This window comes from Modestobacter sp. VKM Ac-2979, assembly GCF_026967995.1.
Lineage (GTDB): Bacteria > Actinomycetota > Actinomycetes > Mycobacteriales > Geodermatophilaceae > Modestobacter.
On record NZ_JAPVBO010000001.1, the window covers coordinates 461,004 to 478,510 of the forward strand.

At 74.0% G+C, this 17,507-nt stretch carries 17 protein-coding genes; 6 read left to right on the plus strand and 11 right to left on the minus strand.

The window, feature by feature from the left end; genetic code table 11:
- The first annotated feature begins 76 nt into the window (after positions 1 to 76).
- Positions 77 to 1,315: a magnesium transporter MgtE N-terminal domain-containing protein gene (locus tag O2W15_RS02285; protein ID WP_269164870.1), complete on the plus strand. Its 1,239-nt coding sequence runs from the start codon at positions 77 to 79 to the stop codon at positions 1,313 to 1,315.
- Complete coding sequence (locus tag O2W15_RS02290) at positions 1,308 to 1,850, plus strand: DUF1003 domain-containing protein (RefSeq protein ID WP_269178222.1); 543 nt, start codon at positions 1,308 to 1,310, stop codon at positions 1,848 to 1,850. The genes O2W15_RS02285 and O2W15_RS02290 overlap by 8 nt, the downstream gene beginning before the upstream one ends.
- 3 nt (positions 1,851 to 1,853) lie before the next feature.
- Here the strand turns inward: O2W15_RS02290 and O2W15_RS02295 are convergent, their stop codons facing one another.
- Positions 1,854 to 2,351, minus strand: coding sequence for an AAA family ATPase (locus O2W15_RS02295; RefSeq protein ID WP_269178223.1), 498 nt, complete (start codon positions 2,349 to 2,351; stop codon positions 1,854 to 1,856).
- Between the two features lie 4 nt (positions 2,352 to 2,355).
- Positions 2,356 to 2,964 carry a DUF6518 family protein gene (locus O2W15_RS02300; protein WP_269178224.1) on the minus strand — a complete coding sequence of 203 codons (609 nt, stop codon included), beginning with the start codon at positions 2,962 to 2,964 and terminating at the stop codon, positions 2,356 to 2,358.
- 116 nt (positions 2,965 to 3,080) lie between these two features.
- Between O2W15_RS02300 and O2W15_RS02305 the strand changes: the two genes are divergently transcribed.
- Together O2W15_RS02305 and O2W15_RS02310 are read left to right on the plus strand one after the other, a co-directional pair.
- Entirely contained in the window at positions 3,081 to 3,683 is a 603-nt protein-coding gene (locus tag O2W15_RS02305; RefSeq protein ID WP_269178225.1) for an acyl-CoA-like ligand-binding transcription factor, read from the plus strand.
- Between the two features lie 42 nt (positions 3,684 to 3,725).
- Entirely contained in the window at positions 3,726 to 5,306 is a 1,581-nt protein-coding gene (locus O2W15_RS02310; RefSeq protein ID WP_269178226.1) for an MDR family MFS transporter, read from the plus strand.
- A gap of 48 nt (positions 5,307 to 5,354) precedes the next feature.
- Here O2W15_RS02310 and O2W15_RS02315 read toward each other — a convergent pair whose 3' ends face one another.
- The 3 genes from O2W15_RS02315 to O2W15_RS02325 form a co-directional block, all read right to left on the minus strand.
- Complete coding sequence (locus O2W15_RS02315; RefSeq protein WP_269164881.1) at positions 5,355 to 5,672, minus strand: AzlD domain-containing protein; 318 nt, start codon at positions 5,670 to 5,672, stop codon at positions 5,355 to 5,357.
- Positions 5,669 to 6,376, minus strand: a complete 708-nt coding sequence (locus O2W15_RS02320; RefSeq protein WP_269178227.1) for an AzlC family ABC transporter permease — start codon at positions 6,374 to 6,376, stop codon at positions 5,669 to 5,671. The genes O2W15_RS02315 and O2W15_RS02320 overlap by 4 nt, the downstream gene beginning before the upstream one ends.
- Before the next feature lie 80 nt (positions 6,377 to 6,456).
- The gene (locus tag O2W15_RS02325; protein WP_269178228.1) at positions 6,457 to 8,064 is read right to left on the minus strand and encodes a nickel/cobalt transporter; all 1,608 of its coding nucleotides are present in this window, start codon (positions 8,062 to 8,064) and stop codon (positions 6,457 to 6,459) included.
- Between the two features lie 316 nt (positions 8,065 to 8,380).
- Between O2W15_RS02325 and O2W15_RS02330 the strand changes: the two genes are divergently transcribed.
- Complete coding sequence (locus tag O2W15_RS02330; protein ID WP_269178229.1) at positions 8,381 to 10,456, plus strand: calcineurin-like phosphoesterase family protein; 2,076 nt, start codon at positions 8,381 to 8,383, stop codon at positions 10,454 to 10,456.
- A gap of 108 nt (positions 10,457 to 10,564) precedes the next feature.
- Here O2W15_RS02330 and O2W15_RS02335 read toward each other — a convergent pair whose 3' ends face one another.
- Positions 10,565 to 12,094, minus strand: coding sequence for an esterase (locus O2W15_RS02335; protein ID WP_269164885.1), 1,530 nt, complete (start codon positions 12,092 to 12,094; stop codon positions 10,565 to 10,567).
- 293 nt (positions 12,095 to 12,387) lie between these two features.
- On the opposite strand from O2W15_RS02335, the gene O2W15_RS02340 reads away from it, so the two are divergent.
- Positions 12,388 to 13,548 carry an Mrp/NBP35 family ATP-binding protein gene (locus O2W15_RS02340; RefSeq protein ID WP_164701022.1) on the plus strand — a complete coding sequence of 387 codons (1,161 nt, stop codon included), beginning with the start codon at positions 12,388 to 12,390 and terminating at the stop codon, positions 13,546 to 13,548.
- 74 nt (positions 13,549 to 13,622) lie between these two features.
- Here the strand turns inward: O2W15_RS02340 and O2W15_RS02345 are convergent, their stop codons facing one another.
- The 5 genes from O2W15_RS02345 to sigE all read right to left on the minus strand — a co-directional run bounded on the left by O2W15_RS02345 (position 13,623) and on the right by sigE (position 17,279).
- On the minus strand, positions 13,623 to 13,961 hold the full coding sequence (locus tag O2W15_RS02345; protein ID WP_269178230.1) for a TfoX/Sxy family protein: 339 nt from the start codon (positions 13,959 to 13,961) through the stop codon (positions 13,623 to 13,625).
- 45 nt (positions 13,962 to 14,006) lie between these two features.
- Entirely contained in the window at positions 14,007 to 14,399 is a 393-nt protein-coding gene (locus O2W15_RS02350; RefSeq protein WP_269164888.1) for a twin-arginine translocase TatA/TatE family subunit, read from the minus strand.
- Positions 14,400 to 14,491: 92 nt separating this feature from the next.
- On the minus strand, positions 14,492 to 15,856 hold the full coding sequence (locus tag O2W15_RS02355; RefSeq protein ID WP_269178231.1) for a S1C family serine protease: 1,365 nt from the start codon (positions 15,854 to 15,856) through the stop codon (positions 14,492 to 14,494).
- A gap of 245 nt (positions 15,857 to 16,101) precedes the next feature.
- Entirely contained in the window at positions 16,102 to 16,677 is a 576-nt protein-coding gene (locus tag O2W15_RS02360; protein ID WP_269164890.1) for an anti-sigma factor family protein, read from the minus strand.
- A complete protein-coding gene (gene sigE, locus O2W15_RS02365; RefSeq protein WP_269164891.1) occupies positions 16,674 to 17,279 on the minus strand; it encodes an RNA polymerase sigma factor SigE in 606 nt (201 codons plus the stop codon). Before sigE ends, O2W15_RS02360 begins: the two co-directional genes overlap by 4 nt.
- Between the last annotated feature and the right edge of the window lie 228 nt (positions 17,280 to 17,507).

Below are 17,507 nucleotides of genomic sequence, written 5' to 3' on the forward strand. Positions count from 1 at the left end.
TCCGCTCCGGTGGCCGAGTTCCCGAGGTCACCGCCGGCCACTGGTCCCGGGACCGACGCAGCATCGAGGAGGGCCAGTGACGACGGTGACGAGGGCGTACGTGTCCCGGGTGGCCGGGCTGACCGTCTTCGACCCCAACGGCGACCGGGTGGGCAAGGTCCGCGACGTGCTCATCGCGCTGCGGGTCGGCAGCGCCGCGCCCCGCGTGCTCGGCCTCATCGTCGAGGTGGTGCCGCGGCGCCGGATCTTCTGCCCGATGGGCCGGGTCACCGGCCTGGACTCCGCCTCGGTCCGGCTCGCCTCGGGCACGGTGAACCTCAAGCGCTTCGAGCAGCGGGCCGGGGAGACCCTGGTGCTCGGCGAGCTGCTGGACCGGCGGGTGACCATCCAGGAGTCCGACCGGCCGGCCGTCGTGGTCGACGCCGCGATCGAGCAGACCCGCACGGGTGACTGGGTGGTCGCCCGCCTCGCCGTCCAGGAGCCGGGCCGGCTGGGCCGCCGCGGCCAGCTGCACCAGCTCTCGTGGGACGAGGCCAGCGGGCTCGCCCTGCCCGAGACCGGGCAGAGCGCCGAGACGCTGATCGCCACCTACCGCGAGCTCAACGCCGCCGACGCGGCGCACGCGCTGCAGGAGCTGCCGATCAAGCGGCGGCACGAGGTCGCCGAGGCGATGGACGACCCCCGGCTGGCCGACGTGCTCGGTGAGCTCCCCGAGGCCGAGCAGATCACCATCCTGGGCACCCTCGAGGAGCGGCGGGCCGCCGACGTCCTGGAGGAGATGGACCCCGACGACGCCGCCGACCTGCTGGCCGAGCTCTCCACACTGGACCGCGACCGGCTGCTGGAGCTGATGGAGCCGGACGAGGCCGAGCCGGTCCGCCAGCTGCTCAAGTACTCCGAGGACACCGCCGGCGGGATGATGACCAGCGAGCCGGTGATCCTCGCCCCCGACGCGACGATCGCCGAGGCGCTGGCCCGGGTGCGCACCCCCGAGCTGTCCCCGGCGCTGGCCAGCCAGGTGTACGTCTGCCGGCCGCCCTCGGCCACGCCGACCGGGCGGTACCTGGGACTGGCGCACATCCAGCGGCTGCTGCGCGAACCGCCGTCCGGCCTGGTCAGCGGGGTGCTCGACGACCTGGAGCCGCTTCGCCCGGAGACGCCGCTGACCGAGGTCACCCGCTACTTCGCCACCTACAACCTGGTGGCCGCGCCGGTGGTCGACCCGCAGGGCCGGCTGGTGGGCGCGGTCAGCGTCGACGACGTCCTGGACCACCTGCTGCCCGAGGACTGGCGCGAGAGGTCCCGGCGTGGCTGAGGCCGAGCGGCGCGCCGACCTGCGGCTGGACCAGCCCCGCACCGCCCGGGGCATCGGCAGCTTCCTGCGGCTCGACCCCGACGCGGTCGGCCGGTTCGCCGAGGGGATCGCCCGGTTCCTGGGCACCGGCCGGTTCCTCGCGGTCCAGACGATCCTCGTGATCGTCTGGATCGTGCTGAACGTCGTCGCGGTCGACCTGCGGTGGGACCCCTACCCGTTCATCCTGCTGAACCTGGCCTTCTCCACCCAGGCCGCCTACGCCGCACCGCTGATCCTGCTCGCGCAGAACCGGCAGGCCGACCGCGACCGGATCCAGGCCGAGGAGGACCGCAACCGCGCGGCGCAGACCCGCGCCGACACCGAGTACCTGGCCCGGGAGCTGGCGTCGCTGCGGGTGTCGGTCGGTGAGCTGGCCACCCGCGACTTCATCCGCGGCGAGCTGAACCGACTGGTGCCCGAGGACCCCGACGACGAGGCCGCCGAGCGCAAGAAGAAGAAGAAGCGCCGGGAGGCCGCGGCCGAGCCCACCGGCTGACCGTCAGCGGCGCAGCGCGGCGAGCACGGCGTCGGCCGGGTCGCCGGTGGCGGTGTCGACCACGGTGTGCCGCTCGTGCCACTGGTCGACCCGCCGCGCCCGCACCTGCTCCCAGGTCGGGACGACGTGGCCGGGGAGGTCGGCGGGACGCCCCTCGACCCGGCGGCGGTGCTCGGCCCGGTCGGTGCAGATCAGCCGCACCCAGTGCACCGGGACGTCGTGCCGGGTGGCCAGGTCCCGGAACGGCCGGCGGGCGGCGGCGACGTCGAAGACCGCGTCGACCAGCACGCCGGTGCCGGCGGTCAGACACGTGTCGGCGGCGGCCAGCGCCAGGTCGTAGCCGTGCGCGCCGACCTCGGCCGCGCTGGGCACCAGGCCCTGCCGGAGCAGCGCGACCTCGAAGGCGTCGACCCGCAGGTGGGCCACGCCGAGCGCGCCGGCCACCCCCCGGGCGACCGTCGTCTTGCCGACCCCGGACAGCCCGCCCACCACGATGAGCACCCGCTCAGCCCAGCAGGTCGCGCAGCAGACCGAGGAGCACCGCGGCCACCCCGGTGAGCGGGAGCGTCAGCGCCGCGGCCCACAACCGGGTGCGCAGGTCACGGGCCAGGACGACGACGAGCACCAGGGCGACGACGACGTCGACCACCGCCTGCACCGGGTGGTCACCGGCGTCGGCCAGCGCACCACCGCCCAGCGTGATGCCGGCGGCCATCGCCAGCAGGGCACCCGGCAGCCACCCCGATCCCCGGGTCGCCACGTGCGCCGCCACAGCGGTGGCCGGCACCGCGGTGGCCGACAGCACCAGCCAGGCTACCAGCAGCCGGACGGCCCAGCCGAAGTCCAGGACCAGGGCGGCCCACGCGTAGTAGGCGACCGTCATCGCCGCGAAGAACACCCCGGAGCGGAGCGCGGCGGCCGCCGCAGCGGGCGCCGACCAGCCGATCAGCGCGACCACCAGCACCCAGGCGGCCGGGTAGCTGCCCAGATCGGTGGCCCACCGCCAGCCCGACTCGTCACCCGCCTTCGCCGCGACGCCGGTCAGCACCCCGGCGAGCAGGGCGAGCGCCAGGGGTGCCCGCCGACGGGCCGGTGCCTCGATGGTCGCCGTCACGACACCGATCGTGCCGCCGCCGCCCGCCCACCTACGTCTGCCGCGCCGCACCGTCGTGAGCAGCTGCACACCGAGCAAGCTTGCACAGTGTGCAATGAACGACGCATCCTGAGCGCATGACCGAGCGAGGGCTGCGCGAGCGCAAGAAGGCCGACACCCGGGCCGCGCTGGCCGCGGCGACCCTCCGGCTGGCGATCGAGCTCGGCTGGGAGAACGTCACCGTGGAGGCCGTCGCGGCGGCGGCCGACGTCTCCTACCGGACGTTCTTCAACCACTTCTCCGCCAAGGAGGAGGCGCTGCTCTTCCCCGCCGGCACCGACCAGCCGCGGCTCTCCGCGCGACTGCGCGCCCAGCCGGCCGGCACCGGCGTGCTCGCCGCCGCCCGCGCCGCCCTGCACGCGGACCTCACCGGGCTCGAGGCCGACGCCGCGGCGCTGCGCGACCGGATCACCGTCGTCGCCGGCAGCCCCTCGCTGCTCCCCCGGCTGGTGGAGATCGGTGCGGCCGACGAGCGGGAGGTCGCGGTGGCGATCGCCGAGCGGACCGGCCAGACCGCGGAGACCGACCTCTACCCCGGCCTGCTCGCCGCGGTGCTGTCCGCCGCCGTCCGGGTGACCTTCTCCCGCTGGCACGTCCAGCGCGGCGCCGTCCCGCTCACCGCCCTGCTCGACGAGGCGCTGGACGCGCTGGCCGCCGGCCTCCCCGAGCCCGGTCACTGACCTCCCCGTCCCCCATCGATGCACAGCACTGACAGGAGCACCATGTCCACGACCGTGGAGACCGGCGCAGCCGGCGCGGCCAGCACCGAGGCCCGGATGAGCCGACGGGAGGTGCTCCAGGCGCTGTCCGGCCTGATGGTGGGCATCTTCGTGTCCATCCTGGCGGCGACCGTCGTCTCCAACGCCCTGCCGGTGATCATCGCCGACCTCGAGGGCAGCCAGTCGATCTACACCTGGGTGGTCACCGCCGAGCTGCTCGCCATGACGGCCTCGGTGCCGCTGTGGGGCAAGCTCGCCGACCTGGTCAGCCAGAAGCTGCTGGTGCAGATCTCACTGACCCTCTTCGTCGCCGGGTCGCTGCTGGCCGGGTTCTCCCAGGACACCACGATGCTGATCGTCGCCCGGGTGGTCCAGGGCATCGGCGCCGGCGGTCTGACCGCGCTGGTACAGATCGTGATGGCGGCGATGATCCCGCCGCGCGAGCTGGGCCGGTACGCCGGCATCTTCGGCGCCGTTTTCGCCGTCGCCACCGTCGCCGGGCCGCTGATCGGCGGCGTCATCGTGGACACCTCCTGGCTGGGCTGGCGCTGGTGCTTCTTCATGGGCGTGCCGTTCGCCCTGGCCGCGATCGTGCTGCTGCAGAAGACGCTGAAGCTCAAGCAGGTCAAGCGCGAGAACGTCCGGATCGACTGGCTCGGCGCACTGCTGATCACCGCCGGGGTGAGCACCCTGCTGATCTGGGTGACCCTGGCCGGCAACGACTTCGACTGGCTCTCCGGCACCACGGCGCTGATGGTCGGCGGCGCCGCCGTGCTCCTCGCGCTGGCGCTGTTCGTCGAGTCACGGGTGGCCGAGCCGGTCATCCCGCTCGGCATCTTCCGCAACCGCACCGTCGCCCTCACCACGCTGGCCAGCGCCCTGGTCGGCATCGCGATGTTCGGCGGCACGGTCTTCCTGTCCCAGTACTTCCAGATCTCGCTGGGCTACTCCCCCACCGAGGCCGGGCTGCTGTCGCTGCCGATGGTCGGCGGCCTGCTGGTCTCCTCGACCGTGGCCGGTGCGCTGATCACCAAGACCGGCACCTGGAAGCGGTTCCTGGTCGCCGGCGGCGTCCTGATGACCCTCGGCTTCGGCCTGCTGTCCACCATCGACGCGCAGACCTCGATCTGGCTGCTCGGCGCGTTCATGGTCGTGCTCGGCGTCGGCGTCGGCCTCCTGATGCAGAACCTGGTCCTGGCGGCGCAGAACGACGTGCCCGCCCGGGAGCTCGGCTCGGCCACCTCGGTGCTGTCGTTCTTCCGCAGCCTGGGCGGCACGATCGGGGTCAGCGTGCTCGGCGCGGTGCTCGCCAGCCGGGTCGCCGGTGACCTGGCCGTGCTGGGCGGTGGCGAGAGCGGCGGCGGCGAGACCACCGTCCCCGACGTCTCCAGCCTGCCGCCGGAGGTCGCCCGCGTGGTGCAGGACGCCTACGGCAACGCCACCGCCGAGCTGTTCCTGATCGCCACCCCGCTGGCTGCGCTGGCGCTGCTGGTGGTGCTGTTCATCAAGGAGAAGCCGCTGAAGACCACCAGCGGCGCGGAGCGACTGGCCGAGGAGCAGGCCCAGCTGCCGCTGGCGCACTGAGCGGTGCGGGCTGCCATGCCGCCGATGGGGGCACGGCAGCCCGTCCGGTCAGCCGGTCACGACGTGCACGAGCGCGCCGGCTGCACCGGCCAGCACCAGGACGACGATGAACGGTGCCCGCAGCGCCAGCGCGACCGCGGCCACGGCGAGACCGACCAGCCGCCCGTCGACGACCAGGTCCGGCCCCGACGTCGCGGCCTGGACGGCGACCAACGCGGCCAGCAGCGCCGCCGGCACGAACTCCACCACCCGGGTCACCCACGGCCGCTCCACCCAGGCCGCCGGCACCGAGAGCCCGGCCAGCTTCAGCAGGTAGCAGCCCAGCGAGCCGGCCAGCACCACCGCCCACAGCGTCCCGGTGCTCACGCGGCCCCCTCCCGCGGGGACGCCGCCGTCCGCGGCCGGCCGGCCAGCGCCACCGCGACCACGGCGAGCACCACCTGCACCCCGGCCGGCACGAACGGGGTGAGCGCCAGCGCGACGACCGCGCCGCCCAGGGCGACCCGCCGCTGCACGCCCGGCTCCCGCGCCGAGCGCTGCAGCCGGGGCCACAGCAACGCCAGGAAGGCCGCGGGCACGACGGCGTCCAGCGCGGCCTGCGCCGTCTCGCCCAGCGCCGCGGCCCCCAGCGAGCCGACCAGGGTCGTGACGTTCCAGCCCAGGTAGATGGTGGCGCCGGTGACCCAGAACGCCAGCCGGCCCAGTTCCCGGTCCGGTGCGGCGACCGCCATCGCCGTCGTCTCGTCGATCACCCAGTGCGCCGCGCCGGCCCGGCGCAGCCAGCCCTGCGGCGCCAGCATCGGGGCCAGCCGGACGCCGTAGACGGTGTTGCGGGTGCCGAGCAGCAGGGCGCTGCCCACGGCGGAGAAGGCTCCCCCGCCGGCCCCGAGCACGCCGATCATCGCGAACTGGGAGGCGCCGGTGAACATCAGCGCCGACGTCGCCACCGCCTGCCAGGTGTCCAGCCCGGCGCCGGCCGCCGCCGCACCGAAGGCGACTCCGTACAGCCCCACCGCCACACCGAGCCCGACGGCGTCCCGGAGCGTGGCGGTGCGGGCGTCGGGCGGCACGCGCCGACCCTAGTCAGCGGCCCGTGCCCGTCGGAACGGGCCAGCACGGGTCCACCCAGCGACCGTGCGGACCCGGCCGCTCACACCTGCGCGAGAGCCCGCACGGCGAGACCGACGCCGATCACCACGACGAGCACGGCGGTGAGAAGCGGGAGTGCGCGGGCGACGGCGAGCACCGCGCCGGTGCGCCCGCCGGAGAGGTGCCGCGCCGAGGACCAGCGTTCGACCCGGTCGCGGGCCCGCACGACGAGGAGGCCGGCACCCATCAGCGCCAGCGCCATCCCGATCCCGTAGGCCAGGACGAGGAGCACCCCGAACCAGGCCCGGCCCAGCGCGATGCCCCCCAGCAGGACCACCAGCGCCGACGGGCTGGGCACCAGGCCACCGGCGAAGCCCACGGCCAGCAGGCTGCGGTGGCCCCCGCGCACCCCGTCGCCCGACTGGGCGCTGGAGGACCCGCGGTCCCCGGGCCGCGCCACCGCGCCGGCCGAGGTCGCGACGGCGACCCGCCCAGGTGCTGCCGCTCCCTCCCGGGTCGCACTCGCGGTCGCCAGGTCTCCCCCGTGCCCGTGGCCATGACCGTGGCCGTGGCCGTGGGCATGGGCATGGGCATGGGCATGGGCATGACCGTCGTCCGTGCCGGATGACCGGCGGCGCCAGGCCCCGCGCAGCAGCGCGAGCCCGATCATGACGAGCAGCAGGCCGCTGGCCAGGCTCAGCCAGGGATAGATCCGCTCGGGCGCGGTCACCGCGGCGACCGAGAGCAGCACCCCGAGGACCAGCACGCCGGCGGTGTGCGTCACCGTGACGGAGGCACCGATCACTGCCGCCTGTCGCAGCGAGCCCTCCCGGCCCACGAGGTAGGCCGCCATCAGGGTCTTGCCGTGCCCCGGGGCCACGGCGTGCAGCGACCCGAGGAGGAGCGCCAGGACGATGGCGAGCGCGCCGTACCCGACGCTGAGCTGCGTGGCGGAGACCAGGTCCATGAACGCCGTCGTCATGGGGTCCAGCCCCCGCAACGGCTCCGGTCCCGGTCCGCCGCCTGGCCCAGCCACTGGACCGGTGACGATCCCGCTGCCCGCCACGACGCTCAGCGTCGCCCGGCGCTGGTCCAGCGGGTCGTCCAGCAGGTCCTCAGGGTAGTTCCGCAGTACGTCGGAGACGCTGCGGTCCGGCACGTCGCTCGCAGCCAGCTCGACGCCGTCACCCACGGCGGTGATCTCGCGCCAGCCGACCGGCTGCACCGCCATGCGGTCGATCAGCACCACCTCCTGCCCGACGGTGTCCAGCTCCTGGACGCTCCGGAGGGTGCACTCCAGCCGGGCAGTGGCCAGCCCAGCGCTGCCCGGCGGGAAGCTCAACGAGCTGCCGTCGTCCGCCAGCTCCACCTGCGCCCCGCCGACCTGGAGGTCCACCGCGTCGCGCAGCGCCGGGCACATGCGTTCCCGGTAGGCGCGCTGGTCTGCCTCCGACACTGCGTCCCCGGCGGCGGCCGAGGCCGCGTCGAGCCCGGGGAAGGCCCGCAGGGTCGGGACCTCGGCGATGTCCACGACGACGTCGAGGACGACTGCGGCGGGCTCGACCCGAACGCCGATGTGGGTGTTGACCGTGAAGTCGCCGAGTGGATGGGCCAGCGCCGGCGCGGCGGTGACCACGAGCCCGCTGGTGCAGATCAGGCACGCCAGCACCCACGTGAGGCAGCGGGAGGCACGCGCGCGAGACGGCCATCGACGCATTCACCCATCACACCGCGGGTGGAGTCCCACCTGCGTGATCGGACGGCGAACGCACGGTGTCCGGCAGCCGTCCATCTGAGTCGTGCCCGACCACGAGCCGGCACGGGAGCGCCCGAGGCGGCGACACGCCCGCGGGGCCCCGTCGTCCCCGCACGTGCGCGTGATCCTCGCCTGCCGTACCCCTGCTGGTAACCACCGGCGGCGGAGTCTGGCCGGGCGCGGCGAGAGCTGTCGCCGGGCACCCCATCAGCCCGTCTGCAGGAGGTTCATGGTGTTGGTACGGAAGGCACACACGAAGGCCGTCCCGTTGCTGGCCGGCGGCCTCGCGTTGACGGTGGGTGCGACGCTGCTCATCGGGGCGATGACCACCGCGGCGGCGAGCGACACCGCGACCGGTGACGAGGGAGAGCAGGCAGCCCCCTACGTCGGACAGGTCGAGGTCGTCCGCGCGGGCAGCGACGAGCCGCAGATCATCCGGGGCACCGTCTACGAGGACGCGGACCGGGACAGCACTCGCGGCGACCGGGAGGCCGGTGTCGCCGGTGTCCTGGTCTCCAACGGGCGGGAGGTGGTCGAGACCGACGACGACGGCGACTACGAGCTGCCCGCCTACGACGGGATGACCGTCTTCGTCACCAAGCCGGCCGGCTGGGAGGTCCCGCTGGACGAGCAGAACTTCCCGCAGTTCTTCTACCACCACCTGCCGGAGGGCTCCCCGCCACTGCGCTTCGACGGGCTGCCGCCCACCGGGCCGCTGCCGGAGGCCATCAACTTCCCGCTCGTCGAGTCCGCGGACACCGGCGACGACCCCATCGACTGCGCCGTCATCGGTGACACCCAGACCTACAGCAACCAGGAGATCGGCTTCCTGCGGGACGGCGTCGTCAACGACCTCGAGCAGCGGGACGACCTGGGCGAGTGCGGTGCGCTCATCGTCGGCGACGTCGCCGGGGACGACCTGGGCCTCTACCCGCGGATCAAGGAGGTCATGAGCCTGGCCGGCATGCCGGTGCGTGCGGTCCCCGGCAACCACGACATCGACTACGACGCCACGGAGGACGAGCACTCCTTCGACACCTACAAGCGGGAGATCGGCCCGGAGTACTACTCCTACGACATCGGGGACACGCACTTCGTCGGTCTCGACAACGTCAAGTACCCGTGCGTCGCCGAGGACAACGCGGATGGCGACCACGAGTTCTGCAACGACGCCGAGCACCCCACCTACACCGGGCTGATCGGCGAGGAGCAGCTGACCTGGCTGGCCAACGACCTGGCGCACGTGTCGAAGGACAAGCTCATCGTCATCGCGACGCACATCCCGCTGATCTCCTACCTGGACCAGGAGTTCATCAAGCACCAGACCGACGACGTGAAGAGGCTCTACGAGCTCCTGGATGGTCGCGAGGCCCTGTCGGTCTCCGGGCACACCCAGGTCGTCGAGAACCTCTCGGCCGGGGACAGCTACGCCGGCTGGACGCAGCTGCTGGACCTCGACGCCGCGCCCTTCCGCCACCTGACCGTCGGCGCCGCGTCCGGCTCCTGGTGGACCGGCGACCTGAGCACCGCGGGCAGCAACAGCGGCATCATCCCGGAGGCCATCCAGCGCGAGGGAGGCCCTCCCGGCTACATGAACCTCGAACTGGACGGCAACTCCTACCAGGAGACCTACCGCGCCACCGGACGTCCCGAGGACGAGCAGATGACGCTGTCGGTGAACTCGCCCTTCTTCCGGAGCTGGTACGACACGCTGGCTGCCTGGCGTACCGGCCAGTCCGAGCTCGAGGCGCCGGATCCGATGGCGGTGCCGCCGGTCAACGTCAACGACCTGGGGGACCTCAACCTGCTGACCCCGGCCGACCTGGCCACGGACAGCTACCTGACGGCCAACGTGTGGAACGGGCAGACGGCCACCGAGGTGACCGTGCAGATCGGCGACCAGGAGCCGGTGACAGCCGATCGCACCCAGTCGGCCACCGGTGAGGGCGTGCTGGAGGGCGCCGAGTTCGGTGACCCCTACGCGCTGGTGCGTCAGATGCAGGTGGGGCGCTACTCCCTGGCGAGCACGTCGGGCAACGAGCGGGCGCAGGGCTGGGAGGCCTACCGGGGCGAGAAGTTCGGTCCCGGCCCGACCCAGCCGATCGAGCAGGACCTGTGGGCCGACCAGTCCAGCCACCTGTGGCGGCTGCCGCTGCCGGCGGACCTGCCGGTCGGCGCGCACACCGCGACGGTGCGGGCGGTCGACCCGAGCGGCCGGGAGTTCGTCGAGACGCTCAACTTCGAGGTGGTGAAGGAGCGGCCGCAGCCGTTCTACCGCTCCGAGGTGCTCCCGGCGGACGGGTGACCAGCAGGTGGGCCGTGTGACCGCGGCCGGCTGACGATGACGCCCTCGGCGGGGACCGGAGTCCATCCCCGCCGAGGGCGTCGTCGGCTGCCGGCCGGAGCGCGGCGGTCAGGAGCCGGCGCCCGCCTGCTCCTCGGCCACCGGGCAGGCCGGGAAGAGGTCCCGGGTGCCGCCGGTCTGCGGCACCGTGAAGGCACACCCCAGGTCCGCCTCGGCCACCGCGTTCCGGTTCAGCACGTCCTCCCCTGCCGGCCGCACCACCGGGCCGCCCTCCTCGAGGGACTCGACCCAGGTCACCAGGTCGGTGAAGGTCTGTGCCGCCTCCTCCGGGCTGAACTCGCAGTGCCCGACCGACCGGACCGTCCGCTGCACCAGCAGCCCGCCGGTGCCCTGGATCGCGGCCTCGGCGGCGTAGATCCGCTGGTGCTCGAACGGCACGAACATGTCACCGATGGTGTGTACCGACAGGACCGGGACGGAGAAGTCGGCGTCCAGCTGGATGATCGGCGCCTTCCCGGTCTCCTTGCGGGTGCCCGGCGCCGCCTCGACCCGCTCGATCCGGGAGTTCAGCGTCGAGCCGTCCGGGAAGGTGAAGGTGGTCGGGTACAGCCGGTCGGCGTTCTCGGCCACCGAGCCCGCGGTGAGCCCGCCCAGCGTCCCGGTCGGGTCGTCGGCGAACCGGCCCAGGTTGAAGGTCAGCCCCTCCCAGTAGGTGAAGGCGGCCTCGTCGGCCGGCCTGGGGCCGCCGGTCAGGTCGATCACGACGTCCCGGAAGGTCTCCCCCCGCTCGGTCAGCTCGGGGTTGGGCCCGGTGGGCGAGGTGGGCAGCCCCAGGGTCGCCTTGATCTCGGCGATCGCAGCCTGGTAGTCCTCGGTCGAGGTCACCGGGTAGGCGTCGACCTCGGCCAGCGTCTGCGCCACCAGGTTGTAGTCCAGCCGGATGTCGAACTGGGCCAGGTCACCCATCACGCCGCACATCGGCGCGGCACCGGCCCAGTCCACCCGCTCCCGCTCCACCAGGGCCCCGATGATGTGGCCGCCCATGGACACGCCCTGCAGGTAGCGGTCGTCGGCCGGGGCGACGAGCCGGTCGAAGAGCCGGGCCAGCCGTTCCGTCGAGGTGACCCCGGCCCGGATGTCGTACCGGTTGGCGGAGTAGGACGACGCCGCCCAGGCGTAGCCCGCGTCGACGTAGGCCTGGCGCAGCTCGAAGGAGGGGCTGTCCACCCAGAGCACCGTCCCGGTGCCGCGGTAGCCGTGCTCCCAGAACACCACGTCCCCGTTCCAGCCCTCGGTGGGCACCTCGATCCGGTAGCCGGCGCCCTTCTCCACGCCGGTCAGGACCCGGGTCCGCGGCTGGCCCTCCGCGTCCAGCAGCGGGGTGAACGCCTCACCCGGCTGCCCGGTGGCGGGGTCGTAGTCGAAGGCCGGGTCGGCGACCGTCCACTCGATGTCCCGGGCGGGCACCGCCGGCAGCGACGGCGACTGCTGGACCTCCTGGAACCCCGGGGCGACCGGGCCCTCGGGTCCGTGCCGGTCGTCCGTGGCACCGGCCGTGCCGGCCCACCCGCCGACCAGCAGGGTCGCAGCGGCGGTGACCGCGCAGAGCCGGGTGGAGCGGTGCTGGAACTGGGTCATGAGGACGTCTCCCGACTGCTCGACTGTGAGCTGCGCCACTGGGCGCCTCATCATGACCAGGCACCGCAGCGCTGTCATCTGGTGACCCTCGGGCACCGGCGGGTCGTGCCGGGCGCGCCGGGCGGCCATCAGCCACCACCGGTCGTCGTCCCCCGCAGGTCGGAGGTCGGCCGGTTCACACCCGCTGGCCCGGGGCAGGTCGATCAGCCGCCGTACAGTGGGGCTCGCCGGCGCGCGGGCCCCCGCAGGGGCCCGGAATCCGCAGGCTCCCCGTCGAAGGAGACACAACGCGCATGTCCGACACGCTGACCGGATCCCCGGAGCTGGACGCCGTGAACGCGGCGCTGGCGACCGTCCAGGACCCCGAGATCAACCGTCCGCTGCCCGAGCTGGGCATGGTCAAGGACGTGCAGATCGGCGTCGGCGGCGACCCGGGCGCGGTGCGCATCGAGGTCTACCTGACCGTCGCCGGCTGCCCGATGCGCGAGACCATCACCAACCGCGTCACCCAGGCCGTCTCCGCGGTCCCCGGTGTCACCTCCGTCCAGGTCGGCCTGGACGTCATGAGCGACGAGCAGCGCACCGAGCTGCGCAAGACGGTCCGCGGCAGCGACACCGCCGAGCCGGTGATCCCCTTCGCCCAGCCCGGCTCGCTGACCCGCGTCTACGCGGTCGCCTCGGGCAAGGGCGGGGTCGGCAAGTCCAGCGTCACCGTCAACCTCGCCGCCGCGCTGGCCAAGAAGGGCCTGTCGGTGGGCGTCGTGGACGCCGACATCTACGGCCACTCGGTGCCCCGGATGCTCGGCGTGGACGACAAGCCCACCCAGGTCGACAACATGATCATGCCGCCGCAGTCCTACGGCGTGAAGGTCATCTCCATCGGCATGTTCACCCCGGGCAACACCCCGGTGGTCTGGCGCGGGCCGATGCTGCACCGGGCGCTCCAGCAGTTCCTCGCCGACGTGTGGTGGGGCGACCTGGACGTGCTGCTCATGGACCTCCCGCCCGGCACCGGTGACGTGGCGATCTCGGTGGCCCAGCTGGTGCCCAACGCCGAGATCCTGGTCGTGACGACGCCGCAGCTCGCCGCCGCCGAGGTGGCCGAGCGGGCCGGCGCGATCGCCACCCAGACCCACCAGCAGGTCGTCGGTGTCGTGGAGAACATGTCCTGGCTGGAGCTGCCCGACGGCTCCCGGATGGACGTCTTCGGCTCCGGCGGCGGCCAGGCCGTCTCCGACGCGCTCACCAAGACCCTCGGTGCGCGGGTGCCGCTGCTGGGCCAGATCCCGCTGGACACCCGCCTCCGCGAGGCCGGCGACGCCGGGGCACCGATCGTGCTCGCCCAGCCCGACGCCCCCGCCGCGCAGTCGCTGTCCGCGATCGCCGACGCCCTCGCCGTCCGCCAGCGCGGCCTGTCCGGCATGTCGCTGGGGCTGACCCCGGTCAAGCGGTAGCCACCCCGGCACGACAGAGGCCGGTCACCCCACGCGGGGTGACCGGCCTCTCGCGCATCGGTGGACGTGTCCGGTCAGCGCCCCGCTGCCTCGGCGTGGTGCTCCAGGACGGCGTCGACCCAGAACTGCAGGTCCTCGTCCCCCGTGAGCGCCTCCTCGTCGACGGCGATCCACCCCTCGCCCATCGACCGGCCCTTCCCCATCTCTGCCCGGCGGGCGCCGCGCACCGCCAGGTACTCGGCATCGCGGCTGCGGGACACGCGCACGAGCAGGGCTCCCCCGCCGCCCGAGACGCAGGCGACCATCTTCTCCTCGACCATGAACGCGAGGCCGCCGAACATCGTCACCTCACGGACGTCCCTCTCCGAGAGGGCCGTGCGGACGCGGGCCGCGAGCTCAGCGTCGTGAGCCATCCACCGGCTCCTCCCTGGTGAGTCGCAGGACTCCGGTGACGCGGCCTAGGTCGCGTCGACGTCGAACGGCGGCGGGGTGCTCGCGTCCCGCGTGCGGGCCGTCTGCCCCGCCGGGGACCAGCCGGCCGCGGTCGCACCCGCAGCAGCTGGACTGGCGGCGGTGCTCCCCGTCCGCGCCGGGGCGTCGTCGTCGCCCATCAGCTGCGACCGGATGAACGTCTTCGGGTGGTACTGCCGCAAGTCGATGTCGCGCAGGTGGTCGAAGTCGTCGCCCAGGGTGTCGTGCAGCTGCCCGCGCACCCCGGTGACCGCCTCCCGCGCCTTCTTCAGCCCGTTCGCGGCGTCCTTCGCCAGCGTGGGCAGGCGGTCGGGGCCGAAGATGAACAGCGCCGCCAGCGCCAGGACGACGATCTCGCCCCAGCCGATCGAGTCGAACACCGTTCCTCCTCGCGCCCGCCGCGGAACGCGGTCCGTGTCCAGCGTAGGTGGACCGGCTTGCTGCCGGACGACCCGCAGCCCAACAGCAGGTGTCAGGCGACGCCGAGGGTGACGTCGACCTCGCGGGAACTGCCACCGCGCACCAGCTCGAGGGTCACCGTGTCACCCGGCTCGCGGGCGTCGACCAAGACGGCCAGCTCCTCCGAGCTGACGACCGGCTCACCGTCGACCGCGATGACCACGTCCTGCTCCTGCACCCCGGCCTCGGCGGCACCACTGCCGGGCTCGACGTTGAGCACCAGCGCCCCGTCGCGGGTGCCGTCGGTGACCGTGCGGGCGTTCACCCCGAGCGAGGCGTGCACCGCCGTCCCGGTGGTGATCAGCTCCTCGGAGATGTCGCGCACGGTGTCGATCGGGATCGCGAAGCCGAGGCCGATCGAGCCGCCGGTGGTGCCGGCGCCCGCCACCGAGGCGATCGCGGTGTTGATCCCGATGACCGCACCGGTGGCGTCGACCAGTGCGCCACCGGAGTTGCCGGGGTTGATCGGTGCGTCGGTCTGCACGGCGCTGATCACGGCGTTGGTGTCGCTGCCCTCGCCGGTCAGCCGCACCGGGCGGTCCAGCGCGCTGACGATGCCGCTGGTGACCGTGCCGGCCAGGCCCAATGGCGAACCGATCGCCACCACGGGGTCACCGACGACGAGGTCGCCGACGCTGCCGAGGGACGCCGCGACCAGCCCGGGCTTCTCCACCTTGAGGACGGCGAGGTCACTGGCCGGGTCGCGGCCGACGATGCGGGCGGTCGAGCCGCTGCCGTCGCTGAAGACCGCCCGGATCTCTGCGCCCTCGACGTCGGCGGCACCGGAGATGACGTGGTTGTTGGTGACGATGTAGCCGCCCTCGGCGTCCACCACGACCCCGGACCCGGTGGCGCCTGCGCTGGCCAGCCGGACCTCGATGGAGACCACGGCGGGCATGATCCGGCCGGCGATGTCGGCGATCGACCCGGGCTCCCGGCTGGTCCCCGGGGACACCTCGGAGAGCTGGGTGCCCTCGGCCAGCAACGGCGCCTCGTCGGCCGTCCGGCCCAGGTACCAGGCGGTCGTACCGCCGACCATGCCGACCAGGAGCAGGCTCAGCAGGCCCAGCACGGTCAGCCGGACGGAGAGGTCGCGCAGCCGGACCTTGCCGCCGCGAGGCTGCGGCTCCGGCAGCACCGGGCCGGGCTGCGGTGGCTCCTGCGGGTACTGCGCGGGTGCACCCAGCGCAGCGGGGGCGTGCGGGTCGCGCCACGGGTCCGCGGTCGCGTCGGCCTTCCAGAACGGGGCCACGGCGGTGCGCCGCCGCACCGGGCGACCGCCCGGGGGCTCACCCAGACCGGTGGCGCCGTCCCGGGGGGCGAACGCCCGCAGCACTGCCTCCGGGGGCGGTGGGGGCACTGGCCGGGGCGCCGGCACCGGGCGGTCACCGCCGAACGACCCGTCGACCGCGGCGGGCCGACCGAAGGCCGCCTGCTGCTCCGGCTGGGGAGCCGGGGCCGGCGGGGTGCTGGGCTGCAGCCGGGCGTCGGTGGGCGCGAAGGCGCCCGTCGTCCCCGCGGGCCGGGCGTACGCGGTCGGCGGCTCGTCGGGCCGGCCGACGGCGTGGTCGGCGTCGGCGCGACGGGAGCCGGCGTCGGACGGCTCGGTGCCGGGCGTCCCGCTCAGGGCGTCCCGCCGGCGGGCAGGCCGGTGGTGGAACCGACGGTGAACGTGCGCACCACGGGCGGGACGATGTCGGTGCGCTCGGTCGGCGCGTAGCGGACGGCGTCGGCCACCGGCTCCCGGTCGGGCATGTCGGCGGTGGGCAGGTTGACGGCGAGCACGGCGACGCCCAGACCGAGACCGGCCAGCGCCCCGGTCATCCCCCGCCGCAGCCAGCGGGCACCGCCGTCGGACCGGGGCGGGGCCTCGGCGGGCGCGAGCGGGATCGCCCAGGAGCCACCCGCGCCGCTGGCCGCGAGCCCGTCGGAACCGGCGCTCAACGAGCCGAGCCCGGCGCCGGGGCCGGCGGCCGTGAACGGGATGGCCTGCAGCCGGGAGATGAGGTCACCGGGGACCGCGACGTCGACCCCGTACCGCAGCGCGTCCTTCGCCTCGCGCTGGGCGGCGACCGCCATCCGGCACTGTGCGCAGCCGGTCAGGTGCCGGGCCGCCCGGTTCGCCGCGCCACCGGAGAGCTCCCCGTCGACGAGGGCGGCGATCGCCTCCTGGGCGAGGTGGCTCTCCGGGATGCTCACGACACCTCCACGGCGGGGACGGGGCGGCCGGGGGCGAGGTGGGCCAGCGCCTCCCGCAGCTGCACGCGACCGCGGTGGATGCGGCTGCGGACGGTGCCGAGCTTGATGCCGAGGGTCGCCGAGATCTCCTCGTAGGTGAGGCCCTCGATGTCGCACAGCACGACGGCGACCCGGAACTCCGGGGAGAGCGCGTCGAGGGCGGCCTGGATCTGCGGGTCGAGGTGGGTGTCGGCGTAGACCTGCTCCGGGGACGGCGCGGAGCCGGGCAGCCGCTCGGTGTCCTCCGGGAGGGCGTCGAAGCGGATCCGCTGCCGGCGACGCACCATGTCCAGGAACAGGTTCGTGGTGATCCGGTGCAGCCACCCCTCGAACGTGCCCGGGGAGAAGTCGGCGAGCGAGCGGAACACCCGGACGAAGGTCTCCTGGGTGAGGTCCTCGGCGTCCTGCTGGTTGCCGGAGAGGCGGTAGGCCAACCGGTAGACGCGCGCCGAGTGGTCGCGGACGACCTGCTCCCAGGTGGGCGCCACCCAGCCCTCGGCCGCGGAGGCCGCGGGTTCGGGGCCGGCGGGGGCCGCCGACCCGGTCGCGGTGGGCTCGGTCACGGCCCCAGGATCGCAGACGGCCGAGGACGACACCTCCCCAGCGGGGGTGGACCGCTCGACGGAGCGCTGGCTGGTGGTACGCGAGAGACGCACGTCCGGTCCAACGGCCGGGCGCGCAGTCGGTGTTCCCGTACGGCGCAGACACACAGCCAGTTGCCAGGCAGTCGACCGGGCGTCGTCCCGTCCCCCACCCGGGCGGGCGGCGACCCCGCCCTCGCCACTACCCTC

What these genes read in the sequence shown, in the direction of transcription:
- O2W15_RS02305 (WP_269178225.1), top strand. Translation starts at nt 3,081, where the DNA reads ATGACCGAGCGAGGGCTGCGCGAGCGCAAGAAGGCCGACACCCGGGCC.
- O2W15_RS02310 (WP_269178226.1), top strand. Translation starts at nt 3,726, where the DNA reads ATGTCCACGACCGTGGAGACCGGCGCAGCCGGCGCGGCCAGCACCGAG.
- O2W15_RS02330 (WP_269178229.1), top strand. Translation starts at nt 8,381, where the DNA reads ATGGTGTTGGTACGGAAGGCACACACGAAGGCCGTCCCGTTGCTGGCC.
- O2W15_RS02335 (WP_269164885.1), bottom strand. Translation starts at nt 12,094, where the DNA reads ATGACCCAGTTCCAGCACCGCTCCACCCGGCTCTGCGCGGTCACCGCC.
- O2W15_RS02340 (WP_164701022.1), top strand. Translation starts at nt 12,388, where the DNA reads ATGTCCGACACGCTGACCGGATCCCCGGAGCTGGACGCCGTGAACGCG.
- O2W15_RS02345 (WP_269178230.1), bottom strand. Translation starts at nt 13,961, where the DNA reads ATGGCTCACGACGCTGAGCTCGCGGCCCGCGTCCGCACGGCCCTCTCG.